22 protein-coding genes are annotated in these 25,032 nt (G+C 72.0%); 10 read left to right on the top strand and 12 right to left on the bottom strand.

Going from position 1 to position 25,032, the window contains the following annotated elements:
* Nucleotides 1-30 precede the first annotated feature (30 nt).
* The gene (locus CTZ28_RS03425) at nt 31-852 is read right to left on the bottom strand and encodes an NTP transferase domain-containing protein (protein WP_121887711.1); all 822 of its coding nucleotides are present in this window, start codon (nt 850-852) and stop codon (nt 31-33) included.
* Between the two features lie 35 nt (nt 853-887).
* Here CTZ28_RS03425 and CTZ28_RS03420 point away from each other — a divergent pair, with 35 nt between their 5' ends.
* On the top strand, nt 888-1,316 hold the full coding sequence (locus tag CTZ28_RS03420) for an NUDIX domain-containing protein (protein WP_121887710.1): 429 nt from the start codon (nt 888-890) through the stop codon (nt 1,314-1,316).
* Here the strand turns inward: CTZ28_RS03420 and CTZ28_RS03415 are convergent.
* Nucleotides 1,311-3,089, bottom strand: coding sequence for an SUMF1/EgtB/PvdO family nonheme iron enzyme (locus tag CTZ28_RS03415; protein ID WP_121887709.1), 1,779 nt, complete (start codon nt 3,087-3,089; stop codon nt 1,311-1,313). The two genes, CTZ28_RS03420 and CTZ28_RS03415, sit on opposite strands and share 6 nt — an antisense overlap.
* Before the next feature lie 524 nt (nt 3,090-3,613).
* Here CTZ28_RS03415 and CTZ28_RS03410 point away from each other — a divergent pair.
* Entirely contained in the window at nt 3,614-4,672 is a 1,059-nt protein-coding gene (locus CTZ28_RS03410) for an NsdA family TPR-like regulatory protein (RefSeq protein ID WP_121888084.1), read from the top strand.
* A 34-nt stretch (nt 4,673-4,706) separates the two neighbouring features.
* Here CTZ28_RS03410 and CTZ28_RS03405 read toward each other — a convergent pair whose 3' ends face one another.
* The 4 genes from CTZ28_RS03405 to CTZ28_RS47980 all read right to left on the bottom strand — a co-directional run bounded on the left by CTZ28_RS03405 (nt 4,707) and on the right by CTZ28_RS47980 (nt 9,774).
* Complete coding sequence (locus tag CTZ28_RS03405; protein WP_121887708.1) at nt 4,707-5,288, bottom strand: hypothetical protein; 582 nt, start codon at nt 5,286-5,288, stop codon at nt 4,707-4,709.
* 147 nt (nt 5,289-5,435) lie between these two features.
* Nucleotides 5,436-6,506 carry a prenyltransferase/squalene oxidase repeat-containing protein gene (locus CTZ28_RS03400; protein WP_121887707.1) on the bottom strand — a complete coding sequence of 357 codons (1,071 nt, stop codon included), beginning with the start codon at nt 6,504-6,506 and terminating at the stop codon, nt 5,436-5,438.
* The gene (locus tag CTZ28_RS03395) at nt 6,503-7,291 is read right to left on the bottom strand and encodes a class I SAM-dependent methyltransferase (protein ID WP_121887706.1); all 789 of its coding nucleotides are present in this window, start codon (nt 7,289-7,291) and stop codon (nt 6,503-6,505) included. Before CTZ28_RS03395 ends, CTZ28_RS03400 begins: the two co-directional genes overlap by 4 nt.
* Entirely contained in the window at nt 7,285-9,774 is a 2,490-nt protein-coding gene (locus CTZ28_RS47980; protein ID WP_259471454.1) for a glycosyltransferase family 4 protein, read from the bottom strand. The genes CTZ28_RS03395 and CTZ28_RS47980 overlap by 7 nt, the downstream gene beginning before the upstream one ends.
* 207 nt (nt 9,775-9,981) lie before the next feature.
* Here CTZ28_RS47980 and CTZ28_RS03385 point away from each other — a divergent pair, with 207 nt between their 5' ends.
* A complete protein-coding gene (locus tag CTZ28_RS03385; RefSeq protein WP_121887705.1) occupies nt 9,982-10,644 on the top strand; it encodes a TetR family transcriptional regulator in 663 nt (220 codons plus the stop codon).
* Between the two features lie 271 nt (nt 10,645-10,915).
* On the opposite strand, the gene CTZ28_RS03380 is transcribed toward CTZ28_RS03385, so the two are convergent.
* Complete coding sequence (locus tag CTZ28_RS03380; RefSeq protein ID WP_121887704.1) at nt 10,916-11,149, bottom strand: ferredoxin; 234 nt, start codon at nt 11,147-11,149, stop codon at nt 10,916-10,918.
* Between the two features lie 3 nt (nt 11,150-11,152).
* Nucleotides 11,153-12,610, bottom strand: coding sequence for an aldehyde dehydrogenase (locus tag CTZ28_RS03375; protein WP_121887703.1), 1,458 nt, complete (start codon nt 12,608-12,610; stop codon nt 11,153-11,155).
* 98 nt (nt 12,611-12,708) lie between these two features.
* Between CTZ28_RS03375 and CTZ28_RS03370 the strand changes: the two genes are divergently transcribed.
* The 7 genes from CTZ28_RS03370 (at nt 12,709) to CTZ28_RS03340 (ending at nt 20,860) form a co-directional block, all read left to right on the top strand.
* Nucleotides 12,709-13,731: an MBL fold metallo-hydrolase gene (locus tag CTZ28_RS03370; RefSeq protein ID WP_121887702.1), complete on the top strand. Its 1,023-nt coding sequence runs from the start codon at nt 12,709-12,711 to the stop codon at nt 13,729-13,731.
* A 567-nt stretch (nt 13,732-14,298) separates the two neighbouring features.
* Nucleotides 14,299-15,522, top strand: a complete 1,224-nt coding sequence (locus CTZ28_RS03365; protein WP_121887701.1) for a prenyltransferase/squalene oxidase repeat-containing protein — start codon at nt 14,299-14,301, stop codon at nt 15,520-15,522.
* Entirely contained in the window at nt 15,519-16,169 is a 651-nt protein-coding gene (locus tag CTZ28_RS03360; protein ID WP_121887700.1) for an SCO2322 family protein, read from the top strand. Before CTZ28_RS03365 ends, CTZ28_RS03360 begins: the two co-directional genes overlap by 4 nt.
* The gene (locus CTZ28_RS03355; RefSeq protein ID WP_121887699.1) at nt 16,162-17,271 is read left to right on the top strand and encodes a CbiQ family ECF transporter T component; all 1,110 of its coding nucleotides are present in this window, start codon (nt 16,162-16,164) and stop codon (nt 17,269-17,271) included. The genes CTZ28_RS03360 and CTZ28_RS03355 overlap by 8 nt, the downstream gene beginning before the upstream one ends.
* Nucleotides 17,268-19,271, top strand: a complete 2,004-nt coding sequence (locus tag CTZ28_RS03350) for an ABC transporter ATP-binding protein (protein ID WP_121887698.1) — start codon at nt 17,268-17,270, stop codon at nt 19,269-19,271. The genes CTZ28_RS03355 and CTZ28_RS03350 overlap by 4 nt, the downstream gene beginning before the upstream one ends.
* The gene (locus tag CTZ28_RS03345; protein ID WP_183154252.1) at nt 19,268-20,095 is read left to right on the top strand and encodes an ECF transporter S component; all 828 of its coding nucleotides are present in this window, start codon (nt 19,268-19,270) and stop codon (nt 20,093-20,095) included. Before CTZ28_RS03350 ends, CTZ28_RS03345 begins: the two co-directional genes overlap by 4 nt.
* Before the next feature lie 351 nt (nt 20,096-20,446).
* On the top strand, nt 20,447-20,860 hold the full coding sequence (locus CTZ28_RS03340; protein ID WP_121887696.1) for an aggregation-promoting factor C-terminal-like domain-containing protein: 414 nt from the start codon (nt 20,447-20,449) through the stop codon (nt 20,858-20,860).
* Nucleotides 20,861-20,946: 86 nt separating this feature from the next.
* Here CTZ28_RS03340 and CTZ28_RS03335 read toward each other — a convergent pair whose 3' ends face one another.
* From CTZ28_RS03335 to CTZ28_RS03325, 4 genes are all read right to left on the bottom strand, one after another.
* Nucleotides 20,947-21,720: an SDR family oxidoreductase gene (locus tag CTZ28_RS03335; protein ID WP_121887695.1), complete on the bottom strand. Its 774-nt coding sequence runs from the start codon at nt 21,718-21,720 to the stop codon at nt 20,947-20,949.
* Between the two features lie 153 nt (nt 21,721-21,873).
* Nucleotides 21,874-22,059: a hypothetical protein gene (locus CTZ28_RS46820; protein ID WP_183154251.1), complete on the bottom strand. Its 186-nt coding sequence runs from the start codon at nt 22,057-22,059 to the stop codon at nt 21,874-21,876.
* Between the two features lie 205 nt (nt 22,060-22,264).
* A complete protein-coding gene (locus CTZ28_RS03330; protein WP_310887591.1) occupies nt 22,265-23,581 on the bottom strand; it encodes a dienelactone hydrolase family protein in 1,317 nt (438 codons plus the stop codon).
* 57 nt (nt 23,582-23,638) lie between these two features.
* Entirely contained in the window at nt 23,639-24,601 is a 963-nt protein-coding gene (locus tag CTZ28_RS03325) for a PDR/VanB family oxidoreductase (RefSeq protein WP_121887693.1), read from the bottom strand.
* Nucleotides 24,602-25,032 lie beyond the last annotated feature (431 nt).

The raw sequence follows: 25,032 nt of genomic DNA, 5'->3' as shown, positions 1-25,032 counted from the left end.
CGTAGCCACGAGAACCCCGACGGCGAGGAGTCACAGGTCGCTGCTGTCCAGCCCGAGGTCCGTCATGGGCTGGGTGGTGGTGACGACGTCGACAGGATGGGCGTGAGCGTAGGCGGCGAGCTCCAGGGAGAGCTTCGGCTCGCTCGCGGAACCCGCCTCGGCTACGCCGAGATCGTTCAGCAGGTTCTGCGTGATGCGCATGCGGCCCTGCAAGAGCCGCAGGGAATCGGCACCGTGCTCGGCGAGCAGCCGGCATGCCTCCGAGCGGCCGGGTTTCTCGACAAGCCCGAGCATCCTCTGCACGGGCCCCCTGCCGTCGCACACGATCACGCCGTAGGTTCCGGCCGCGTCCACGTCGAACGGGGAGGCCAGCACCGCCGGTACACCCGGTGTCACCGCAGCGGCGAGCAGGGGCAGAGCGGTGTGCGTGACGTCGACATTGTCAGCGAACACCACGTAGACGTCCTCCGCGCGCAGATGTTCGGCCCCCTCCAGCACCGAGGTGATGTCGGCGTACCGGCCCTGCTGCGGGATGAAGTCCACCCGTAGGCGGTCAGCAGGGCGCGGCCCGGCGACCGGCTGTCGAGCGAGCACCTGGTACCGGGCCAGTGCTCCCGGAGCCAGAACCTGCCGGGTCCACGGCACGAGCGGCGTGTAGTAACGGTGATGGACCACCACGGCACGCACGGCGCCCATCGCCCCCGCCTCGTCCACGATGTGTGCCAGCCCCGGCCTGCCTCGCACGGGCCGGAGTTCCTTCGGCAGGTACGGCGACCACCCGCCCACGCGCGTACCAAGACCTCCTGCGGCGATCACCACCGGGGCCACCGCCACGGCCGTTGTCTGACTCATCGGTGTCCCTTCTCTACGGGCGGTAGCGTCGGCGAATGCACACACGCGTCACAGGCATCGTCATCCGCGACGACACGATTCTTCTTCTGCACCAGGACACAGACGGGCCGCGCCGCTGGTCCCTGCCCGGCGGCAAGGTCGAGGACGGCGAGACCCTCGAACAAGCGCTGGTCAGAGAGATGCGGGAAGAGACCGGCACCGACGTCGAGATCGGCCGGCTGCTGTACCTGTGCGACAACGTCCGGGCTCGCGTCGTCCACATCACCTTCGAGGTCCGCGTCGTCGGCGGAGAGATCGGCGCCGTCACCGAAGGCGCGGACACCCGGCCGATCCACGCGGTCGAGTTCGTTCCGCTCGACGACCTGACCGGCCTCGGCTTCAGCGAGCTGTTCGTCAAGCTGTGCCGGGACGGCTTCCCGGGAGCCGGGTCGTACGTGGGGCCCAAGTCCGCCATCGGGCTATGACTCCACAGCCCTGAGCAGGAGACGGTCCAGAGCGCCCGGAGTGGTCCGGGCGTCGCTGTCGGCCACCGTTGTCCACCGGTTGAGCAGGTTGGCCAGCTCCCACGCGCCGAGCCGGGCGGTGTCGGTGGTGCCGGGGTCGCGCACCAGGCGCACCCCGACACCGCGCGATGAGCCCAACAGGTAGCGGGACCGTTCGGCGGCGGCCGCCTCCCAGGTGCCCGGCGTGTTCCAGGCGGCACCGGCCAGGTACCGCTGCAACGGCTGGTCCTCGACCTGCTCCGGGCCGTCAGCACACCACACCTGGACATTGCCGATCACGTGGTGGACGTCGCCACGCCCAAGGCCGGGCTCGGCCACCGGGCACGTGTCGCCCACCGCATAGTCGCAGTTGGAGGCCCGGCGCCCGGCCGCTGCCTCCAGGGCCTCGACGCGGGTGGGCAACCGGGCCCCGGACCAGGCGGCCATGAGCGCCGCCCCGAGCCAGGTCACCCAGTACGCCGGATGCTCCTCGTACCCACGGCTCACCCGCCACTGCCTCGATGCACGGTCGAAGTGCAGCCGCCCGCCCCGTTCGTGAGGCATCGGACAGACCAGCAGGTTGGTGCCCAGCCTGCTGTTCGGCGCGCCTCCCGCGTGCAGCAGAGTCAGCAGCTCCGCCATCTCCGTGTTGGTGACCAGCAGGTTGCGCCACCGCACCCCGGAAGCCGGGGGGTAGTCAGGCCTCGGCATCACAACAGGCACAGAAGCCGGCCGGAACCCGGACGAGGCACGGGCCACAGGGGCGTGGAGTTCGTACAGATCGTCACCGGCCAGCCATTCCGCAGCTGTGCGCGTGACGTCCGGGGCGAGCGTCTGCCGGGCGCACTCGATCGTCGCGGCGACCGAGTCACTGACTCGGGCCGCGTCGCCGCGGGAGAGTTCGGCGATCAGCTGGTCCTTGTGCCGGGTGGTGGCGAACGTTGCATGCGCGGCATCCTGGCCCTGGTTCGGCTGCGGCTCCACAAGCGCAGGCGCCGGAATGTCCAGGAAGCGGGCCAGGGCGGACCGTGTGGCTGCGCGGTCGGCCACATGCCGCTCGTACGGGATGACCAGCCGGGGCCGGGCACCGGTGACCGGGTCGTGCAACGTCCGGGCCAGCAGCAGCGCGTTGACCGCGAGCAGCCGCCCCAGGGCGGTGGACGGGTCCGGGCGGTCGTCCGGCAGGAGCGCGGCGAACGAGGCACGCCAGCGTGGGGCGCGGGCCGAGGCCGACACCTGGGCGTACCGGTCGCCGTACCGCCAGCGCTCCCACAGACGCCCGCGTGCGAACGAAGACGCGATCCCGATGGGGGCCCGGGTCAGGACGATGGCCGGCGACCGAGGCAGGAGCCCGAGCACCGTGTCGACAGCGAAGAACAGGTTGGTTTCCTTGACCAAGTGCCGGTCGGGTCCGTGCAGGTCGCAGAGCGCGCACACCAGTTGGTGCCGGTCCAGCCCGCCCAGTCCGGTCTCGTGCAGGCTCGGCGGAACGCGGTCAGCGGGCGAGAGCGGATGCTCACGGCTCAACTGCTGGCGGAAGGGTTCGTTGTGCTGCGGCATGGCCTGGCGCAGCGAGTCGGACAGCCAGTTGGAGCCGACCCGCTCGAAGACGCCCAGGGCCAGCACTGGGGCCTGATACTCAGCCGTCAGGCGCTGAACGCGCGCGGCGAGGCTCGCGACCGTCCCGTCGAGCAGCTGGCTGCCCGACGGTGCGCACGGAGCCGACGACTCGTGTTGATCACTGGTGACGCCCATTTTGCCGTGAGACCTCCAGTGGGCGCAGAGCCCGGAGAGAGTGAGCGAAAGGAAGTCTCCGGGCCCGGCTGCGGCCACAGCCAGGACACGGAGCGGCCATTGAGCGGCCATTCCGCGACCGCGGCAGATTGTCCGGCTTGCCTACCGACGTCCGACGCAGTAGCTGTGGTCCTCCACCTTGTTGGGAGGCTGGAGTGACGATCAATCACCGGCTGCGGGCAGCAAGGCTCGACCAGGGATGGCTGACTCAGAAGAGAGGCGCCGACGGGGTCAGCCGTGCCGGGCAGAAAGCCCTGGATGACCCGTCCTTCGAAGTCTCCGAGCGCACCTACCGCAGGTGGGAGTCAGACGCTCCAGGATGGCCGCGGCCGGACTGCTCAGCCGCGCTGTGGGCTGCCTTCGGAGTCGGGCCCGAGCACCTCGGGTTCGTGCCGCCGCACGAACACCCGTACACCACCGCTGTGGAGCCAACGTTCACCCCTGTCGATACCGTGGAGGTGATACTCGCGCTGGAAGGGAGTCCAGTGGACCGCAGAGGATTCCTCGCCACATCCAGCGGCGCCGCGCTCTCGCTCCTGGGTGTCCCGGACCCCGAGGCCATCACCCGCAGGGTGACCAGTCCTGTGCCCGGAGCCGTACGCGTCGGGAAGGGCGAGGTCCGCGCGATCCACCAGATGGTCACCACGCTCGGCGACCTGGCAGCCGAGTACGGCGGAGGCCACGCCAAGCACCTGGCTACCCGCTACCTCACGGCCAACGTCGGCCCCTGGCTCAGGGGCCGGTACACCGAGCAGACCGGCCGAGCCCTGTTCGCGGCGACCTCTCAGCTGTCCCACCTCATCGGCTGGATGGCCCAGGACCTCGACGGCCCGGCTGACCAGGGGGTAGCCCGGCAGTACTACGCCAGCGCGTTCCGGCTCGCCGACGAAGCCGGCGAACCCGAGTTGGCCGCGACCGCGTTACGCGGCATGACCGTGCAGTCCATCGCCATGGGTCCCCGCTATCGCGCCGAGGCCCTCGCTCTCGCGGAACGGTGCATGGACCAGGCGCGCGATCTGAGCGACCCTCGGGCTATCGCCTACTACCGGTCCACGCATGCCGAGGCCGCCGCCCTGGACGGCAACCACCGGCTTGCCGCGAAGGCCCTCAAAGCGTCCCAGGACCAGATCGAACGGGCGGCAGACGCTCCTGCCGGGGAGTCCTGGGCCGGCCACTTCAGCATCGGCCGGTGGGCGCATTCAGCCGGGATGATCCTGGCCCGCATGGGCGACACCGCGGGCGCCCGAGTCCAGCTGCGCGAAGCCATGGAGATCCACGGCCTCGACCGCCGCCGTAGCAGAGCCGCCGTTCTCGGCAACCTCGGCGAGATCCACCTTCAGGAAGGCGACCTCGACGGAGCACTCGCGACGTGGGCGGAGTTCCTGGACTGCGCCGAAGGCGTCCAGTCCGTGAAAGTCCGGGCGGCAGCAGAGGACATGCGAGTCCGGCTCGCCCGCTATCAGGCGATTCCTGCAGCCCAGGATCTGTCGCAGCGGGCGGGCATGCTGCTGGCTGATCCGGCAACCGGGCCGGAAACGGTGTAGCGCCGCGCTTGGGGCGCGTGGCCCTAGCCGTCGCTCAGCTCTTGGCGCCGGTGATCAGTTGTGAGGTTGTGGGTACCTTGTTGTGGACCACGGCACCCTGGCTCTTCCCGGCGTCCTTCACCTGGTTGATGATGTCGTTGTAGGAGTTGGCCGCCTTGTCGCTGGACGCGTCGCCCCTGTGCAGCTTGGCTGGCAGGTCCTTGAGCGCCGCGATGCCGACGGTGAGCGGAGCGAGTGCCCTGGCGAGCCCGGGATCACCCTTGGCGTTCCGCACCGCCGCCTTCAGCCGGTTGTACGCGAAGGCGCCCGCGAGCGCGGCCTTGACCAGGGTGGTCTTGCGGCCGTGCGCGCCCTTCTTGAACTTGCCATGCCTGGCGGGCTTGACGATCCACTGGTACGCCGCCCCGGCCGCGAGGCCGGCGTTCAGCACGAACCGGGTCTTGGCGAACTTCTGCCGCTCCGCGGTCGTGGTGGGGCTGGGCGTTGCGGCGACGAGCACCGCGGCGTGCGTGGTGTCCCGGGTGGCGGTCTGGCTGCTCCCGTTGGCGGTGGCGCCGACCAGCAGGGCGCAGCACACTGTGAGCGCGACGACGAGGCGTCGCATCGGTACAGTCACGGGATTTCCTCCGGGATGTTTTCCCCGAGCAGACAGTTCTCTCCCCGGCCGGGGAAAAGGCTGTCCCCGACCGGAAAAAGGTCTCTCCCCGCAGCCTTACCCCACAGCGCCGACTACGCCACTCGGGGGAACGGAACCGCGGTCCGGCTAGGCGCAGCAGTCGGGGGCCAGGCCATGGGGCAGCCGGGCTCCGCCGAACACGGCGCAGGTGGCCTCGTGGCCGCCGAGCGCGGCCACCGCGAGGAGCAGGGAGCCGGCCGTCCAGCTGGTGAGTTCGCGGGGCCAGACGGCGTCGTCGTCGAAGACGTAGCCGGTCCAGTACAGGCCGGTGGCCGGGTCGCGCAGATGCTGGATGGACTGGAGAATGTCCAGGGCGCGGTCGGACTCGCCCATCGCCCACAGGGCCAGGGCGAGTTCGGCGGACTCGCCGCCGGTGACCCAGGGGTTGGGCACCACGCAGCGGACGCCGAGGCCCGGCACCACGAAGCGGTCCCAGCCCTCCTCCATACGGGACTTGGCCTCCGCCGCGGGCAGCGCGCCGCCCAGGATCGGGTAGTACCAGTCCATCGAGTAACGGCTCTTGTCGAGGAAGCGCTCGGGGTGCCGGCGGATCGCGTGGCGCAGCGCGCCGAGGGCCAACTCCCAGTCAGGTTGAGGCTCTTCGCGCTGTTCGGCGATGGCGAGCGCGCAGCGCAGGGCGTGGTGGATGGAGGAGCTGCCGGTGAGCAGCGCGTCGGCGGTCGCGGTGCCGTCGTCCTCGCGGCGCCAGCCGATCTGGCCGCCGGGGCGTTGCAGCCGCAGCACCCACTCCAGCGCCGCGTAGACGGTGGGCCACATGCGGTCGAGGAAGGTGTCGTCGCCGGTGGCGAGGTAGTGGTGCCAGACCCCGACGGCTATGTACGCCACGAAGTTGGATTCGCGGGCGCGGTCCGTGACGTCGTCGTACGCCCCGTTCGCGTAGGCGGCGTACCAGGAGCCGTCCTCGTTCTGGTGCCGGGCCAGCCAGGTGTACGCCCGTTCCGCGGCGTCGTGTTCGCCGGCCGCGTCGAGGGCCATGGCGGCCTCGGTGTGGTCCCACGGGTCGAGGTGGTGCCCGCGGAACCAGGGGATCGCGCCGTCCTCCCGCTGTACGCCGAGGATGCCGTGTACGGTCGCGTCGGCCTGCTCGGCGGTGAGGACCCCGGGCAGGACGAGGTGTTCTGTCCGGGGTGTGGTCACCGGGCGGCCGCCTCGGTGTCCTCGGCCGTGGAGGTCCTCTCGGGCGTGGCGGTCTTCTCGGGCAGCCGGGGCAGGTGCGGTTTGGTCGCGTAGGCCACGAAGCTCTTGCCGATCAGCGGGTTCAGCGCCCGCTCGGCGAGCCGGGTGGCGAGCGGTTTCTTCATGATGTCCCAGACCAGCAGCTTGTGGTACGCCTGCACCGGCAGCACCTTGTCGTTGTCGACGCCGAAGGCGCACTTCAGCCACCAGTACGGGGAGTGCAGGGCGTGGGCGTGGTGGGTGCCGTACGGGCGCAGGCCCGCGCCGCGGATCTTCGCGAGCAGTTCGTCGGCGCGGTAGATGCGGATGTGGCCGCCCTCGACCTCGTGGTAGGCGTCGGACAGCGTCCAGCAGACCTTCTCGGGGCCGTAGCGCGGGACGGTGATCGCGATACGGCCGCCCGGTTTCAGCACCCGCACCATCTCGGCGAGCACGCCCTTGTCGTCGGGGATGTGCTCCATCACCTCGGAGATGATGACGACGTCGAAGGACTCGTCGGGGAAGGGCAGCGCGAGGGCGTCGCCCTCCATGGCGGTGGCGGTGGCGCCCGCGGGGGCCTCGCCGGCCTCCCGCATGGCCGCGAACCACTTGGCGACCTCGCGGATCTCCGCACCGTTGCGGTCGAGCGCCACGACGCGCGCGCCCCGCCGGTAGCACTCGAAGGCATGCCGACCGGCTCCACACCCGAGATCCAGCACACGGTCCCCCGAAGCAAGCGGAAACCGAGAAAAATCAACGGTCAGCACGAGGCCCTGCTTTCACACTCGTTCTCAACGGGGACGCTGCGCTCGGCACCACCGGCAGAAGCGGCGGCCGCCCCAGGCACGGCGAACGCCACCGGGGCGGCGGACACCGCCGAGCCACTGGAAGCCACCGGGACGGCGGGCGCCGCAGGAACGACCGGTGCCGCGGGGGCGGCGGACACCACCAAGGCATTAGGAGCCACGGGCACGGCGGAAGCCACCCGGGCACCGGGCGCCACAGGCACAGCGGAGGCCTCCGAAGCACCGGGAGCCGCAGGGACGGCGGGCGCCGCAGGAACGACCGGTGCTGCCGGGGCGGCGGACACCACCAAGGCATTAGGAGCCACGGGCACGACGGAAGCCACCCGGGCACCGGGCGCCACAGGCACAGCGGAGGCCTCCGAAGCACCGGGAGCCGCAGGGACGGCGGGCGCCGCAGGAACGACCGGTGCTGCCGGGGCGGCGGACACCACCAAGGCATTAGGAGCCACGGGCACGACGGAAGCCACCCGGGCGCCGGACGCCGCAGGGGCGGAGGGCGCCGCGGGCACGAGGGGCGCCGCAGGCACAGCCTGTGCTGCCGGGGTGGCGGACACCGCCGAGGCACTGGGAGCCGCGGGGGCGACGGGCACGGCGGGAGTCACCGGGGCGGGCGCCGCAGGAACGGCGAGGGCCGCGAGAGCGCCGGGCGCCGCAGGCACGGCGGACACTGCCGAGCCACTGGGAGCCACCGGAACGGCGGGGACCGCGGGAGCACCGGAAACAGCGGGGGCCACCCGGGCGCCGGGCGCCACAGGGGCGGCGGGCGCCGCAGGCACGACCGGCGCCACCAGGGCGGCAGACGCCACCGAAGCGCTGGATGCCACAGGCACAGCGGGAGCCTCCGAAGCACCGGGAGCCGCAGGCACGGCTGGCGCCGCAGGCACGACCGGCACCATCAGGGCGGCGGACGCCGCCGAAGCACTGGGTGCCGCAGGAGCGGCGGGAGCCTCCGGAGCACCGGGTGCCGCAGGAACGGCGGGAGCCGCAGGCACGGTCGGTGGTGCCGGGGTGGCGGGCGTGGGGGCTGGAATCGCCGCGCCGCGAGCGGCGGCAGCGGCGTCCGACGCATCCGCCGCGCGAGCGGCCGGGGCGGCACCTCGCGTAACCGCCCCCCAACCAGCAGCGGCAGCACGCCGCGCGGTCGTCGCTCGGGCGATGGACTCTCGGTAGTGGGCTACCGTGCCCTCTGCCGCGCGGGTCCAGGTGAAGTGGTGGAGTATGCGGGTGCGGCCCGCCGAGCCGAGTCGGGCGCGTAGGTCGGGGTCGCCGAGGAGTCTGCTGAGCGCAGCGGCCAGCGCCCCCGCGTCGCCGGGCGGTACGGCCAGGCAGGTCTCCCCGTCGCGGCCGGCCACCTCGGGGATCGCGCCGCCGGTGGTGGCGACCAGCGGGGTGCCGGTGGCCATGGCCTCGGCGGCGGGCAGCGAGAAGCCCTCGTACAGCGACGGCACGCAGGCCACCTCGGCGGAGCGGACCAGGTCCACCAGTTCGGCGTCCGTGATGCCCTTGACGAACTCGACGGCGCCCTCAAGTCCGTACCGCTCGATGGCCTGGGCGACCGGCCCGGCCTCGGCCCGCTTGCCGACGACGACGAGATGGGCCGCCGGATGCTCGGTACGCACCTTCGCCAGCGCCTCGACGAGGAAGACAAGGCCCTTGAGCGGCACATCGGCGCTGGACGTGGTCACGATCCGGCCGGGGATCACGGGCACGGCCGGATCCGGGGCGAACAGCTCGGTGTCGGCGCCGATATGGACCACGTGGACCCGGTCGTCCCGGACGCCGAGGTGGTCGACGATCTCCTGCCGTGAGGTGCCGGAGACGGTGAGGACCGACGGCAGACGGCGGGCGACCCGCTTCTGCATGCGGGTGAAGCCGTACCAGCGCCGTACCGAGAAGCGGCGCCGCCACCCCTCGGCGGCGTCCAGCTCCAACTGCCGGTCCACGGTGATGGGATGGTGGACGGTGGTGACCAGCGGCGCGCCGACGTCGCCCAACAGGCCGTAACCGAGCGTCTGGTTGTCGTGCACGACGTCGAACCGGCCGCGCCGCGCGCGCAGATGGCGGCGGGCGCGCAGCGAGAAGGTGAGCGGCTCGGGGAAGCCGCCGGTCCACATCGTGGCGACTTCGAGGGCGTCGACCCAGTCCCGGTACTCGCCCCGCCCGGGGGTGCGGAAGGGGTCCGGCTGACGGTAGAGGTCGAGGCTGGGCAGCTCGGTCAGGGTGAGTCCGGGCAGCCCCTCGTCGAGGACGGGGTAGGGCTGGGAGCCGATGACCTCGACGCGGTGGCCGAGCCGGGCCAGCTCGCGGGAGAGATGCCGTACGTAGACACCCTGTCCCCCGCAGAACGGGTTCCCTTTGTAGGTGAGAAGCGCGATGTCGAGCGGTCTGTTGCCGTCAGCTGCGGGGCCCTCTTCCGCACCCGCATCCCTGGCCTCAGCGGTCACTCTGAGCCCCCTTCTCCCTGCGCTGTCCCGCGAGATTACGCCGGGACGCTAATCTAGAACAAGTTTCAGACTTGATCGTTCAAGGAGCTCCGAATCTACCGGCAGGTAAGGGCGCTGTGACCACCGCGTCAGGTGATTCACGCCACGACCCGCCCCTACCATGCTGTGCGATCAGCAGCCTTCACCGACAGTCACGGAGCGGGACCCATGCCTGCGCAAGCCAAGGCGGACGCCAGCGCCGCCCCATCGAGGCAGCCGGCCTCGTCGCCCCTCACGGAGCGACAGGAGGCCCGCCGCCGCCGGATCCTGCACGCGAGCGCGCAACTGGCCAGCCGGGGCGGCTTCGACGCGGTGCAGATGCGGGAGGTCGCCGAGTCCTCCCAGGTGGCACTCGGCACGCTCTACCGCTACTTCCCCTCCAAGGTGCACCTGCTGGTCGCGACCATGCAGGCCCAGCTGGAGCATCTGCACGGCACGCTCGGCCGCAAGCCCCCGACGGGCGACACGGCGGCGGAGCGGGTCGCCGAGACGCTGATGCGGGCCTTCCGCGCCCTTCAGCGCGAGCCGCATCTGGCCGACGCGATGGTCCGCGCCCTGACCTTCGCCGACCGCAGCGTGAGCCCCGAGGTCGACCAGGTCTCCCGGCAGACCACGGCGATCGTGCTGGACGCGATGGGCCTGGAGCACCCCACCCCGGAGCAGGTGTCGGCGGTCCGCGTCATCGAGCACACCTGGCACTCGGCGCTGATCACCTGGCTCTCGGGCCGCGCCTCCATCGCCCAGGTCAAGATCGACATCGAGACGGTGTGCCGGCTGATCGACCTGACGGCCCCGGAGGGGCAGGGGACGGCACCCGAAGGGCAGAAGTAAGGCCCGAAGGACAGAAGCAAGACAGGCAAGACCTACGAGACGGGTTCCCTTCGCCGGTATTGTCCGGATCAGGTATTAGGGGTCGCCTTCCGGCCCAACCACTGCCTTCCGGCCTCTCAGCCCGACCGTCGACGTCGGCCCCGGCGGATGCTTGCGCGTCTCGCCCGAGTCGGCTACTCCGGTCGAACTCCCTCACTCGCCTCGTAGGCCACTAACAGAATAGAACACCTCATCGAGGACAGAACCCCCCGAAAGCCCTAAAGGGGAAATTTTACTCTTCGGGCGGGAAGACCGACTCACCGCCCGCCGACAGCGTGATCACGATGGCCTCCACGGGACAGCTCTCCGCCGCCGCCAGCAGCTGCTCACTGGCGTCGGTGTCCGCCTCGACGGGCCGGGACTGGCGGCCGGTGTCGAGGCGGAAGCCGTCGGGGGCGCGGTGGACGCACTGGGCGGAGCCGATGCAGACGGAGCGGTCGACCTCGACATGCCAGCGGTCGCCCATCGCCTACGCCTCCCAGCCCGCCGGCAGGTGGATCATCTTGTGTTCCAGGTACGCGTCATAGCCCTCGGGCCCGAACTCCCGCCCCAGACCGGAGTTCTTGTAGCCGCCGAACGGGCCGAGCATGTCCAGGCTGAAGGTGTTGACCGAGTAGGTGCCGGTACGCACCTGCCGGGCGACCTCGATGCCGTGCGCGGTGTCGGCCGTCCACACGCTGCCGGACAGCCCGTACTCGGAGTCGTTGGCGATCTTCAGCGCCTCGGCCTCGTCGCCGTACGGCAGCAGGCAGATGACCGGTCCGAAGATCTCCTCCCGGGCGATCCGCATGGCGTTGTCGACGTCGCCGAAGAGCGTCGGCTCGACGTACCAGCCGCGCTCCAGGCCCGCGGGCCGGCCGCCGCCGGTGAGGATCTTGGCGCCTTCCTCCTGGCCGATGCGGATGTAGTCGAGGTTGCGCTGCTGCTGGCGCCGGGCGACCAGCGGGCCGACCTGGGTGGCGGGGTCCAGCGGGTCGCCGACCGTGAGGGCGCTCGCGGCCCGGGCGAAGGCGTCCGCGAACTCGTCGTAGCGGGAGCGGGGCAGCAGGATGCGGGACTGCGCCACGCACGCCTGCCCGTTGTTCATCCAGGCCGCCGGGACGATGCCCGCGACGGCGGTCTCGACGTCCGCGTCGGGCAGCACGACCGCCGCCGACTTGCCGCCGAGTTCCAGGGTGACGCGGGTGAGGTTGCGCGCGGCCACCTCCATGACCCGCCTGCCCGCCGCCACCGAGCCGGTGAAGGCGACCTTGTCGATGCCGGGGTGCCCGACCAGGTACTCGCTGACCTCGCGGTCGGCGGGCAGGATCGACAGCACGCCGTCGGGCAGCCCGGCCTCGCGGGCGATCTCGCCGAGGAGGTAGGCGTCCAGCGGGGACTCGGGGGACGGCTTGAGGATCACCGTGCAGCCGGCGAGCAGGGCGGGGGCCAGCTTGGCGGCGGCGACGAACTGCGGGACGTTCCACGGGACGACGGCGGCAACCACCCCGACCGGCTCGCGCCGCACCATGATCTTCCCGAGCGCCCCGTCGCGCGTCTCCTCGTACGTGTGACCGCGGGCGACGGTGAGCGCCGCGTCCCACACCATCATCGCGCCGAGCGCCTGCGCGAGGACGCTCCACGAGTACGGCGACCCGTTCTCGGCGGAGATCACGCGGGCGATCTCCTCGTGCCGGGCGGCGATGCCGTCCTTGATGCGGGTGACGACCGCGATCCGCTCGTCGAGGGCCGTGCGCGGCCAGGGCCCCTCGTCGAAGGCGGTCCGCGCGACGGCCACCGCGCGGTCCACATCGGCGGTCGACGCGTGCGGCACCCGGCCGATGACCTCCTCGGTGTGCGGCGAGATCACCTCGATGACGCCCTCGCCCAGGGGGTCGGTCAACTCCCCGCCGATGAACAGCTGTCCGTGTTCCACGAGCTCGGTCATGGCCGACTGCCTCCTGCGGCACGTTTCCTGACGCTGTTTCAGAACTGATACCAGTTCTAGTTATAGTGGGCAATGGCCATGGAGCGGGGAGGCGGACGATGACGAAGACGTTCGATCACGGTGGGGGCGTGTGGTCCGTGGCGGTGCCTATTCCGGACAACCCGCTCGGTCATACGCTCGTGTACGTCGTGGACACCGACCGCGGACCGGTGCTCGTCGACACCGGGTGGGACGACCCCGGGTCGTGGGACACGCTGGCCGCGGGACTGATCGCATGCGGTACGTCCGTGCAGGAGGTCCGCGGGGTCGTCATCACTCACCATCACCCCGACCACCACGGGCTGTCCGGCCGGGTGCGCGAGGCGTCCGGCGCGTGGGTGGCGATGCACGCGGCCGACGCGGCGGTGGTACGCCGTACCCGCGAGGCCCGCCCCGAGCGCTGGGTCGGCTACATGAGCGCCAAGCTCGCGGCGGCCGGCGCTCCCGAGGACCACCTCACGCCCCTGCGCTCCCCCCGCGCCCTGCCCCGGCTGTCCCCCGCCCTCCCCGACCGCGAGATCGTCCCGGGCGACCTCCTCGACCTCCCCGGTCGCCGGCTGCGTGCCGTCTGGACGCCGGGGCACACGCCGGGCCATGTCTGTCTGCACCTGGAGGAGGAGCATCCCTCCGGACTGCCCGGCCACGGCCGTCTGTTCTCCGGCGACCATCTGCTCCCGGAGATCACCCCGCACATCGGCCTGTACGAGGATCCGGACGACGGGGTCGTGACCGATCCGCTCGGGGACTATCTGGACTCGCTCGAGCGGGTCGGGCGGCTCGTCCCCGCCGAGGTGCTGCCGGCTCACCAGTACGCGTTCACCGATGCGTCGGGTCGTGTGCGGGAGTTGCTTGCGCATCATGAGGAACGGCTGGGTGGGTTGCTGGGGTTGCTCGCCGTGCCGCTCACTCCGTGGGAGTTGGCCGAGCGGATGTCGTGGAATCGGCCTTGGTCCGAGATTCCGCATGCTTCCCGGAATATTGCTGTTTCGGAGGCCGAGGCGCATCTGCGCCGCATGGTTAAGCAGGGGCGGGTGGAGCCGGTGTCGGGTACCGAGCCGGTGACTTACGTACGGAGTGGGTGACGGGGGGCCTTCGGGAGTGGCTCGATTGTCGGTGGGCGGGTGCGGGTGCATTGTGGCTTGTCGCGCCGTTCCCCGCGCCCCTATCGGGCGCGACCCGTCGTCGGTCGGGTGCGGCGGCATCGTGGCTGATCGCGCCGTTCCCCGCGCCCCCAAGAAAAACGACGCTCGGTGGGCATCTGCGGGATCGTCGTGGCTTGTCGCGCAGTTCCCCGCGCCCCTATCGGGCGCGACCCGTTGTCGTTCGGGTGCGGCAGCGTCGTGGCTGATCGCGCCGTTCCCCGCGCCCCTTCGGAGGCGTTGTTGTGGCCGTCTCTCTGGGGGGTGAGGGGCGGTCGGTAGAGTGGGTGGGGTGTCATTGCGTTCGTTCGGGGGGAAGCCGGTGGGAATCCGGCGCTGACCCGCAACCGTGAACCGGGCCTTCGGGTTCGGTGAGCCGGACTGCCTCGGGCGGGACGTTGACCGCCCACGCACGGCACCGTCGAGGTTTACGGGGCCGAGCCGCCCGGGGTGTCCCGTGCTGCCCGGCTTCCTCGCGAACCGAACCGCGAAGAGAGGCACCCGCCGACCATGAACGTCCGCCGCAGCGCAGCGGCCCTGGCCGCCGCCGGTGTGCTCGCCGCCGCATCGCCCGCCCTGGCCGCGAGCCCCTCGCCGTCCCCGTCGACGGTGCTCCCGTCCGGGCTGTACGGCGGCACGGACCCGACGTACGACGGCGTCTGGCGGCAGTCGCTGGCGCTGCTCGCCCAGCACACGGTGTCCGTGACGCCCGCCGCCAAGGCAGTCGACTGGCTGACCGGTCAGCAGTGCGCGAACGGCGCGTTCGCCGCGTTCCGCGCCGAGCCCGCGCGGGCCTGCGACGCCAAGGTGATGGTCGACAGCAACAGCACGGCCGCCGCCGTCCAGGCCCTGTCGGCGCTCGGCGGGCACGAGGACACCACCGGCAAGGCGGTGACCTGGCTGAAGTCGGTGCAGAACGAGGACGGCGGCTGGGGCTACGCGCCGGGCGGCGCGAGCGACGCGAACTCCACGGGGGTGGTCATCGGCGCGCTCGCGGCGGCCGGTGAGCGGCCCGCGGAGGTCACCAAGGGCGGCAGATCCCCGTACGACGCGTTGCTGAAGCTGGCCCTGCCCTGCACGGGCGAGGGCGCGGGCGCCTTCGCCTACCAGCCGGACAAGAAGGGCGCGTTGACCGCCAACGCGGACGCCACCGCGGCGGCCGTGGTGGGCGCCCTGGGCGCGGGCTTCGACGCAAAGCCAGGCAAATCAGGTAAGTCCGGCAACGGGTCCGGGACTGGCTGTGCCGAGCCGGACCCGCTCACCCCCGAACAGGCCGCGGCCAACGGCGCCGGGTATCTCGCGAAGGCCGTCGCCGCGGACGGCCACCTCACCTCCGCGCTGGCCGGCGCCCCCGAGCAGCCCGACTACGGCAACACCGCCGACGCGGTCGTCGCGCTCGCCGCGCAGGGCGGTGCGGACCGGGCGGCGAAGCCGCTGGCGTGGCTGGAGCAGAACGCGGCGGCCTGGGCGAAGCAGAGCGGACCTGCCGCGTACGCCCAGTTGGTCTTCGCGGCGCACGCCACCGGCACGGACCCACGGGACTTCGGCGGCACGGACCTGGTGCGGGCGCTCAACGCGACCGGCCCGGCACCGCAGCCGACCAAGCCAACCAAGACGGCTGAGAAGGACGACGGCGGCTCGGGCGCCGGCGTCTGGTGGATGGTCGGCACCGGTCTGGCCGCGGGCGCCGGCATCGGCTTCCTGCTCAGCAGCCGCAGAAAGCAGCAGCTGTGACCCGCGTCCGGCGCGGCGCGCTCCTGCTGCTGGCCGCCCTCCTGGTCTGGGGGGCCGCGGGCCAGGCGCAGGCCGTCGGCTACCGCTACTGGTCGTTCTGGGAGCGCGACGGCGACCGGTGGACGTACGCGACCGAGGGCCCGTCGACGGCCCGCCCCGCCGACGGTGCCGTGCAGGGCTTCCGGTTCGCGGTGAGCGAGGACTCCGCCGACGCCACGCGCCCGCGCGGCACGGCCCGCTTCGCCGCGATCTGCGCGCAGACGCCCGAACGGGAGGGCCGCAAGCGGGTGGCGCTGGTCCTCGACTTCGGTACGGCGGCGGACGCGCCCGGGGACGAGACGCCGCCGTCGGCACGGACCGCCTGCGCGGCGGTCGCGCCCGACGCGACGACCGCCGAGGCGCTGGCGGCGGTCGCGGGGCCGCTGCGCTACGACGCCAACGCCCTGCTGTGTGCCATCGCCGGATACCCGCGCACGGGCTGCGGCGAGCAGGTGGCGGCCGGCGGTGAGAAGCCGACGACCGCCGCGAAGGAGCCTGCGGCCACCGGGGGCGGCGGTCCGTCGATCGGCCTGTGGGCGGGCGGGGCAGCCGTCGTCCTGCTGGGCACGGCGGCCTTCTGGCAGGCCCGTCGGCGCCGGGATGGGTAAGGGAGCCGACGCCGCACGTGTGCCCGTGTCCCGGCCGCGGCGGGGCAACGTCGTGCATTCCGGGGCCTGGTGGGTGTGGGCGCTCGGGCTCGGCGTCGGGGCGAGCCGGACGACCAATCCGCTGCTGCTCGGGCTGCTCGTCGCGGCGGCGGGCTATGTGGTGGCCACCCATCGCAGCTCCGCGCCCTGGGCCCGGTCCTACACGGCGTTCGCCAAGCTGGCGCTCGCCGTTCTCGTCGTCCGCCTCGTCTTCGCGGTGGTCCTCGGCTCCCCGATCCCCGGTACGCACGTCCTCGTCACCCTCCCCGAAGTCCCGCTTCCGTACTGGGCGCAGGGCATCCGGCTGGGCGGCCGGGTCACCGCCGAGTCGCTGGTCTTCGCGCTGTACGACGGTCTGCGGCTGGCCACGCTGCTGATCTGCGTCGGCGCGGCGAACGCCCTCGCCAACCCGGCCCGCCTCCTCAAGTCCCTGCCGGGCGCCCTGTACGAGATCGGCGTGGCCGTGGTCGTCGCGCTCACCTTCGCGCCGAACCTGATCGCGGACGTGCAGCGGCTGCGGGCCGCGCGCCGGCTGCGGGGCCGCCCGGACCGGGGCGTGCGCGGTCTGCTCCAGGTGGGCCTGCCGGTCCTTGAGGGCGCCCTGGAACGCTCCGTCGCGCTGGCCGCCGCGATGGACGCCCGCGGCTACGGCCGTACCGCCGCCGTGCCCGTCGCGGTCCGCCGTACGACCGCCGCGCTCACCCTGGGCGGGCTGCTCGGCGTCTGCGCGGGCACGTACGGGCTGCTCACCGCCGAGGGCGGCACGTACGGGCTGCCGGTGCTGGGTGCCGGGGTCGTCGCGGCCCTCGCGGGGCTGCGGCTCGGCGGTCGGCGCTCGCCGCGCACCCGGTACCGGCCCGACCCGTGGAACGCGCGCGCCTGGCTGGTCGCCGGGTCCGGTGCCGCGGTCGCCGCGCTGCTCGCGCTGGCCGCGGCCCGGGATCCGGCGGCGCTGCATCCCGGGGTCGTGCCGCTCACCGCGCCCGCGCTGCCGCTGTGGCCGGCGGCGGCCGTACTCCTCGCCCTGTTGCCCGCGCTCGTGGTCCCCAAGGAGTCGTCGTGATCCGCTTCGAGGACGTCAGCGTGACGTACGACGGTGCCGTCGAACCCGTCGTCCGGGGGCTGGACTTCGAGGTGCCCGAGGGTGAACTCGTGCTGCTCGTCGGTCCGTCCGGGGTCGGCAAGTCCACGGTGCTCGGTGCGGTCGGCGGGCTCGTCCCGCACTTCACGGGTGGCACCCTGCGCGGCCGGGTCACGGTCGCGGGGCGGGACACCCGTACGCACAAGCCGCGCGAACTCGCCGATGTGGTCGGCACGGTGGGGCAGGATCCGCTGGCGCACTTCGTGACGGACACGGTGGAGGACGAACTCGCCTACGGGATGGAGTCGTTGGGGCTGGCGCCGGCCGTGATGCGGCGGCGGGTCGAGGAGACGCTGGATCTGCTGGGGCTGGCGGATCTGCGGGACCGGCCGATCGCCACGTTGTCCGGTGGGCAGCGGCAGCGGGTCGCTATCGGGTCGGTGCTCACTCCGCATCCGCGGGTGCTGGTGCTCGATGAACCTACGTCGGCGTTGGATCCGGCTGCTGCGGAGGAGGTGCTTGCGGTGCTTCAGCGTCTGGTGCATGACCTGGGGACGACTGTGCTGATGGCTGAGCATCGGTTGGAGCGGGTGGTTCAGTACGCGGATCAGGTGCTGTTGTTGCCTTCGGTGGGGGGTGTGCCTGTGCTGGGCGCTGCCGCTGAGGTGATGGGGGTGTCTCCGGTGTTTCCGCCGGTGGTGGACCTTGGTCGGCTGGCGGGGTGGGCTCCGGTGCCCCTTACTGTCCGCGATGCGCGTCGCCGCGCGGCCGGGCTGCGGGTGCGCCTCGCTGACCTCGCTCCTGCGGGCCCGCCGCCTGTGACCGGGCGTCGCCCGACCGCGCGGGGCTCCGCCGGGAGGGCCGTGGAGCGTCGTCGTTCGGCTGCGGCAGCGTCGGGGTCCTTCGCGCCGTTCCCCGCGCCCCTTCAGGGCGCGACCCGTCGTCGTTTGGGTGCGGCTGCGTCGTGGCTGATCGCGCAGTTCCCCGCGCCCCTTCGGGGCACGAACCGTCGTCGGTCGAGTGCGGCTCCGTCGGGGCCCTTCGCGCAGTTCCCCGCGCCCCTTTGGGGCGCGAACCGTCGTCGGTCGGGTGCGGGTGTGGCGTTGCCCGCGCCGCCTCAGGACGCTGCCGGACCCTCGCCCGAATCGGCCGACGCGCCTGGCCCGAACACGGGCCCGCCGCCCGTGACCCGCCGTCACCCGACCGCGGCACCGTCGGAGACCTTCGCGCCGTTCCCCGCGGTCCTTGAGGGGGTGGTGGTGCGGCGGGGAGGCGTTGAGGCTTTGCGTGGGGTTGATCTCAGGGTTGGCCGGGGGGAGATCGTCGCTCTTATGGGGCGTAACGGGGCCGGGAAGTCCACGTTGCTCAATGCTCTGGTCGGGGTGGTCGAGGTCGGTGTGGGGAGTGTGCGGGTCGGTGGGGTCGTTCCGGGGCGTACTGCGCCGCGGGAGTTGGTGCGGGTGGTGGGGCTGGTGCCGCAGGAGCCTCGTGATCTGCTGTACGCCGACACCGTGGGCGCCGAGTGTGCCGCCGCCGACCGGGACGCGGGTGCCGAGCCGGGTACCTGCCGTGCGCTGGTGTCCGAGCTGCTGCCCGGGATCACCGACGACACGCACCCGCGTGACCTGTCCGAGGGCCAGCGGCTGGCGCTCGCCCTGGCCGTGGTGCTGGCCGCCCGCCCGCCGCTGCTCCTGCTGGACGAGCCGACCCGCGGCCTCGACTACGCGGCCAAGGCCCGCCTGGTCGCGCTGCTGCGCGGGCTCGCCGCCGAGGGCCACGCCGTCGTCCTGGCCACACACGACGTGGAGTTGGCCGCCGAGCTGGCACACCGGGTGGTGCTGCTCGCCGACGGTGAGGTGATCGCCGACGGCCCGACCGCCGACATCGTGGTCTCCTCACCCTCTTTCGCCCCCCAGGTCACCAAGATCCTCGCCCCGCAGGAATGGCTCACAGTGGCCCAGGTACGGGAGGCGCTGAAATGAGCGTGCCGACCCGGCAGGCCCGCGCCGTTCGGATCGGGGCCCGTTCCGCCGCCGCGCTCCTGCTCGTCGGCGCCGTCGGGGTGGTCGCCTTCGGGTGGCCCTTCCTCGCCCCGCCCGCCTCGCAGATCAGCGCGCACGCGCAGGACGCGCCGTGGCTCTTCGCCGGCCTGCTGGTGCTGCTGCTCGCGGTCGTCGCCGCGGCGATCTCCGAGTCGGGGCTTGGCCCGAAGGCGGTGGCCATGCTGGGCGTGCTGGCCGCGACCGGAGCGGCGCTGCGGCCGATCGGCGCGGGCACGGCGGGCATCGAGCCCATGTTCTTCCTGATGGTGCTCAGCGGACGCGTCCTGGGCCCCGGCTTCGGCTTCGTGCTGGGCTCGCTCACCATGTTTGCGTCCGCGCTGCTCACCGGCGGCGTGGGGCCGTGGCTGCCGTTCCAGATGCTGGCGATGGGCTGGTTCGCCATGGGCGCGGGCCTGCTCCCGGGCCCCGACCGGCTGCGCGGGCGCGCCGAACTCGCCCTGCTCGCCGGCTACGGCTTCCTCGCCGCGTTCGCCTACGGCACCGTCATGAACCTCGCCGGCTGGCCCTTCATGGGCGCCCTGGCCTCGAACATCGCCTTCGACCCGCAGGCCGCGGTCCCCGCCAACCTGGCCCGGTTCGTCGCGTACTGCCTGGCGACCTCGCTGGGCTGGGACCTGGGCCGGGCCCTCTGCACGGTGGTGCTGACCCTCACGCTCGGCCCGGCGCTGCTGCGCGCGCTGCGCCGGGCCACCCGGCGGGCCGCGTTCGAGACCGCGGTCACATTCGACGCCCCCGGCCGTTGACCCCAGGGTGAGCGCCCGTGCGCGGTCTGTCGGCGGCCCGGTGATCCGCCCCACATGACCCACGTCACCTACGAAGCCGGATAGCGGTCCAGTTTGTCCCATATATCCGCGAACGCACCCCCACTGACCTGCATCATGCGAGCCGGATCACACAAATCACCTTTCCCCTCAATTCGGTCACCACTAGTAAAAGGGGTCATTGCGGACGACTTTCGGGGCTGCTTCTCTGGATCCGTCGCCAGGCGCCGGCGGACCCACCCGGGTCGCGGCGCCGACGTACGCCCCCACCGCCGGAAGCGGAGGGGACGCGTACGGAGGGCGGCTCCCTGTCCCCGACGCAAGAGGTTCTCCGTGTCCGTCTCGTTCATCCGTCGCTTCGCCGCCCCCAAGAAGGCCCTCGCCGTCGCCGCCGTGGCCGCCGCCACGACCGGCATGGTGCTGTCCTCGGCACCCGCCCAGGCCGCCACCACCTCGGACTCCTCGGCCCGCACGGTCGCGAAGCAGATGATTCCGGACGCCGCGCAGTACGACGCGTTCAGCAAGATCGTCGAACGCGAGAGCGGCTGGAACGTCACCGCCACCAACAGCTCCTCCGGCGCCTACGGCCTCGTCCAGGCGCTCCCGGCCCACAAGATGTCGTCCGCGGGCTCCGACTGGAAGACCAACGCGTCCACCCAGATCAAGTGGGGCCTGGACTACATGAACTCCCGCTACGGCAGCCCGACCGCCGCCTGGAGCTTCTGGCAGGCCAACGGCTGGTACTGAGCCGCTCCGCGCAGACGTCCGCGCCCTCGCACCCCGCCCGGTGCGAGGGCGCGGCCGTCGCTTGCGGGGGCGGAGTCTGCCGGACCTCACCAGGGCAGGGCGAGGCCACTTCCTGTGTGATCGGCGCAGGTGAAGGTGCCGGTGGGTCCCCCGTCGGGAAGTGTGGCCATCGCGACGGGGAGGCGCGCGCCCTGTTCCAGGGTCAGGAGGCCGGTGTGGCCGTTGGCGTCGGTCGGTACCCAGTTCGGGGAGACGGCGTTGACCAGGATGCCTTCGTCACGCAGTTCGTTGGCGTACATGACGGTGAGGGCGTTCACGGCGGTTTTGGAGACGGGGTATCCGAGGGTGTTGGGGAAGCTCCCGTCGGGGAAGGCACCGGTGGGGTCGTGGTTCTCGGCGGCGGCGGTGAGCGACCCGATCACGCTGCTGATGTTGACGATGCGGGCGGCTTCGGAACGGCGCAGCAGCGGCAGCATGGCGTTGGTGACGGTGATGACGCCGAGGACGTTGGTCTCGAAGCTGCGGCGCATGTCGTCCAGCGGGGTCTGGCTGGGGGGTTGCCAGGGTGTGCTGATGCCGGCGTTGTTGACGAGGATGTCGAGTCGGCCGGCTTCTTCCTCGATGCGCTTGGCGGCGAGGTCCGCGGTGGCGGTGTCGGTGACGTCGAGGTGCAGGAAGCGTACGTCGTGGCCGTTTGCGGTCAGCTCGGCGGCGGCTGTCCGGCCGCGGTCCTCGTCGCGGGCGCCGAGATAGACGGTGGCGGGGAGGGCGGCGAGTTGCCGGGCGATGGCGTGTCCGACGCCTTTGTTGGCGCCGGTGACGAGGGCGACGGGGGCGTTGGTGGTGGTGTGAGAGGTCATGGACGGCCTTTCGTGGTGGTGAGGGGGGCGGTGTCCGGTTGCCCGGAGGATCGGGGCGCGGGTGTGGTGCGGCGCATGACGGTCCCGGCGAAGGCGCCGAGGACGAGTCGGTGCCGGCGACGCTTGACGCTTCGTCTGCCGTACGCAGGTGGTTCAGGAAGTCCTGACGGTGGAGGGCGGGCACGTGCTCGGCGGCTGCGTCGGCTGCTGACCCGTTGCCGTCGCGATCCGCGTCTGCAGGAGCACGCCGATGCCGGCGCTGCCGAGGACGGCCCCGAGCGGCCCATGCGCGGTGACCAGGCCGGCTTCGGTGGGTGAGAGGCCGAGCGCGGTCTGCATGTAGATGACCAGGGGGGGAGGAACATGCCCGTCAGGGTGAACCCGAGGGCCGCGGTCGTCAGGGCGCCCCTGGGCTTCTGGCAGGTGCGCCTGCGTCCTTCGCCGGTCTGCTGTCGGTGCTGCTCATCGTTCGTGCTCCGCCGGTCTCGGTGGTCGGATCAGGGGCGGGCCCGTCGGGCAGACGTCCCGTTCGGCGTACGGGCGGTCAGTAGCGGACGGCGCCGTAGTCGATGGGTTCGGCGGGGTAGGTCGCGGCCCGTCGCCCGAGTCCGCGCATCCGCTCGCGCATCTCGTCGGCCGGGAGACGGTGCAGGTCGCCGTGGCCGGGCAGCACCCACTCGAAGGTCAGCTCTTCGGCTCCGCGGGCGACGGAGTCGGCGAGGGTCTTGATCGAGTCGTAGACGACGCTGTGGGCGACTTCCAGGGTCTGCTGGGAGTTGGACCAGAAGAACGCGTCCCCGGTGAAGCAGAACTTCTCGTCCGCGATGAACAGGGTGCTGCCCTCGGTGTGGCCGGGGAAGGGATGGGCGATGACGCCGGGGCCGATCTCGACGGGCTCCCGGCCACGGATGATGTGATCGGCGTCGGGCAGGGAGTGCAGGTCGCCCTCGTGGATCCAGAGGCGGGCCTGGAAGGCGTCGGCGTACTTGCGGGCGTGCGCCACGTGGTCGAGGTGGGTGATCAGGACGTCGGTGACCTTGCCGACCTTCTGCTCGTAGCGGCGGGCGAGGGCGGGACGCCAGCGCGGCGTGTCGATCATCATCGCGGTCCCGTCCGGCCGCTTCAGGAGGTACGACGTCGCGCCGTACGTCTGCGGTGAGGCGTGCCCGCACAGGTGGACGATCCCCTCCTCGTCCAGAGGGGTGGGGTAGGGGTCCGAGTCCGGGCCGAGCGGGCCGTTGGGCGGGTGGACGGACCGGGTCGGGCAGGCGTGCGCGGCCAGGTACATCTTCTCGACGTCCGCCTCGGTCTCCGGCTGCCGGGTGACCTTCGAGAGCCCGCCGTACTGGCCGCCCTCGGTGTAACTGATCATGCCGGGGGCGTACGCCCTGGCGATGTTGCAGTTCAGGCAGCGGTCATCGACATGCCAGCCTTGCTCTGCCTCCTCCTTGGGGCGGGTTTCCTGCTCTGCCGGTTCGGTGCTCACGTGATCTGTTCTCCTGTGAGGGGACGCCCGCGCGATGCGGGCACGGTGGTCTCGGAATCCTGGGCGGGCGGGGTGCGCCCCTCCGGTCATCCGTGGCTCGGCTGCTGTTTCGGGCCGGTCGAGCGCCGCGTCGAGTCGTGCTGCGGAGCCTTTGAGCATCCGGTCACGGCCGCCGTAACTGGCGACGACGGGGCAGGCGTTCTTCAGGACCTCGTCCATCTGTTTGGGGAGGATGCCGTAGTTGACGGAGGCGGCCTGGAAGTCGCCGCTCGCTGCGGTCATCAGGGCGAAGGCGCCGCCCATGCAGAAGCCGATGATGCCGGTGGCTCCGGTGGAGGCGGGATGCCGGGCGAGGTGGGTCCGGGCTGCCTCGATGTCCCGGTAGCCCCATGTGGCGCCGGTGTGCCGGCGGCTCGTCGCGGCGGCGGGTGGTCACAGGTCGAGGACCAGATGCGGGCTGCGGGAGCGGGAGACGCAGATCATCATCGTTTCGCCGGATTCCCGTTCTTCCACGCTGAGGACGGAGTCCCGGTGATCGGGCTCGCCTTCGAGCACCTCTGTCTCGCATGTCCCGCAGATGCCTTCCGTGCACGAACTGGGGACCGGGATCCTGGCGTCGCGGACGACGTCCAGGATGCTGCGGTCCGCAGGCACGCGCAGGGTGACGTCGGAGCCGGAGAGAACGATGTCGAATGCGGAGTCCACCGTGTCGGAGGGGAGTTGCGCTGCCTGGAAGCGCTCGGTGCGCAGGGTTCCCGCGGGCCAGGTCCGGCTGAGGTCCTCCACTGCGGTGAGCATCGGTTCCGGGCCGCAGCAGTAGACGAGGGTCTTCTCGTCGGGTGCTCCGAGGTACCCAGCGAGGTCGGGCAGGCCGAACTGGTCCTGCGGCACGGTGCGCACCGCGTCTCCGTAGACGGCCAGTTCGTCGAGGAAGGCCATCGAGGCGAGGCTCCTGCCGCCGTAGAGCAGACGCCACTCCACACCTGCCGCCTCGGCCGCCGCGACCATCGGCAGCAGCGGAGTGATCCCGATCCCGCCGGCTACGAACAGGCAGCGCTCCATGGCGCGAAAGGTGAAGTTCTCCCTCGGCCCACGCACGCCCACCGGTACGCCGACGTGCAGTTCGTCGTGCACATGGGCCGACCCACCGCGGCTCGCGGAAGTGCGCAGCACGGCGATCCGCCAGCCCGAGCGGTCGGCAGGGTCGCCGCACAGCGAGTAGTGCCGGACCAGGCCGTTGCCGAGCAGCACCTCGACGTGGGCGCCGGGCCGCCACTCCGGCAGCGGCCCGCCGTCCGGACGGGCGAGCGTGAGGTCGAGGACTCCGTCGGCAGCCTGCCTCCGCCGCGTGACGGTCAGCAGCGTTTCACCATCGGGAGAGTGGGGGGTGCTCACGAGATTTCCCGCTTTCACAGGAGACGGAGCGCCACCCGCGCCAGGAAAGAGGATGCCGACGCGGCTGACGCTGTGGACGAGTCAGGTCATGGAGCGCGCGACGGAAGGCATGCGACGGAAGGCGTTGTCCGCGGAGAACCCTAACCCACACACACCCAGGTGCGTTATCAATCCGTTACCAGAAAACCCCGGGAGGCACTCAATTCCAGCCAAGCCCGCCAGCCCGAGTAACTGCACCTTCCAGATGGTACAGTTACGCCCGGCCGTACTGCTCACCCAAGGCCGCGGTCAACCTCGCGGACCCCGTCCAGGCCGACCACTGACCTCTGCCCGACGACGGACCCGCCGTTCACTGAACGCCGTCGCCCGGCCGCGGCGCCGTCGTGGCCGCTCGCGCAGTTCCCCGCGCCCCTTCAGGACGCACGGCCAGC

Origin of the sequence: Streptomyces shenzhenensis (assembly GCF_003688995.1) — a bacterium.
Classification (GTDB): domain Bacteria; phylum Actinomycetota; class Actinomycetes; order Streptomycetales; family Streptomycetaceae; genus Streptomyces; species Streptomyces shenzhenensis_A.
Note: the sequence above shows the minus strand (reverse complement) of the source record. Positions and strands in the feature narration are given on the sequence as shown.

Excerpts from the sequence above, each read along its gene's own strand:
- CTZ28_RS03425 (WP_121887711.1), bottom strand. The coding sequence starts at position 852 with ATGAGTCAGACAACGGCCGTGGCGGTGGCCCCGGTGGTGATCGCCGCA.
- CTZ28_RS03420 (WP_121887710.1), top strand. The coding sequence starts at position 888 with ATGCACACACGCGTCACAGGCATCGTCATCCGCGACGACACGATTCTT.
- CTZ28_RS03415 (WP_121887709.1), bottom strand. The coding sequence starts at position 3,089 with ATGGGCGTCACCAGTGATCAACACGAGTCGTCGGCTCCGTGCGCACCG.
- CTZ28_RS03385 (WP_121887705.1), top strand. The coding sequence starts at position 9,982 with ATGCCTGCGCAAGCCAAGGCGGACGCCAGCGCCGCCCCATCGAGGCAG.
- CTZ28_RS03380 (WP_121887704.1), bottom strand. The coding sequence starts at position 11,149 with ATGGGCGACCGCTGGCATGTCGAGGTCGACCGCTCCGTCTGCATCGGC.
- CTZ28_RS03375 (WP_121887703.1), bottom strand. The coding sequence starts at position 12,610 with ATGACCGAGCTCGTGGAACACGGACAGCTGTTCATCGGCGGGGAGTTG.
- CTZ28_RS03370 (WP_121887702.1), top strand. The coding sequence starts at position 12,709 with ATGACGAAGACGTTCGATCACGGTGGGGGCGTGTGGTCCGTGGCGGTG.
- CTZ28_RS03365 (WP_121887701.1), top strand. The coding sequence starts at position 14,299 with ATGAACGTCCGCCGCAGCGCAGCGGCCCTGGCCGCCGCCGGTGTGCTC.
- CTZ28_RS03355 (WP_121887699.1), top strand. The coding sequence starts at position 16,162 with ATGGGTAAGGGAGCCGACGCCGCACGTGTGCCCGTGTCCCGGCCGCGG.
- CTZ28_RS03345 (WP_183154252.1), top strand. The coding sequence starts at position 19,268 with ATGAGCGTGCCGACCCGGCAGGCCCGCGCCGTTCGGATCGGGGCCCGT.
- CTZ28_RS03335 (WP_121887695.1), bottom strand. The coding sequence starts at position 21,720 with ATGACCTCTCACACCACCACCAACGCCCCCGTCGCCCTCGTCACCGGC.
- CTZ28_RS46820 (WP_183154251.1), bottom strand. The coding sequence starts at position 22,059 with ATGCAGACCGCGCTCGGCCTCTCACCCACCGAAGCCGGCCTGGTCACC.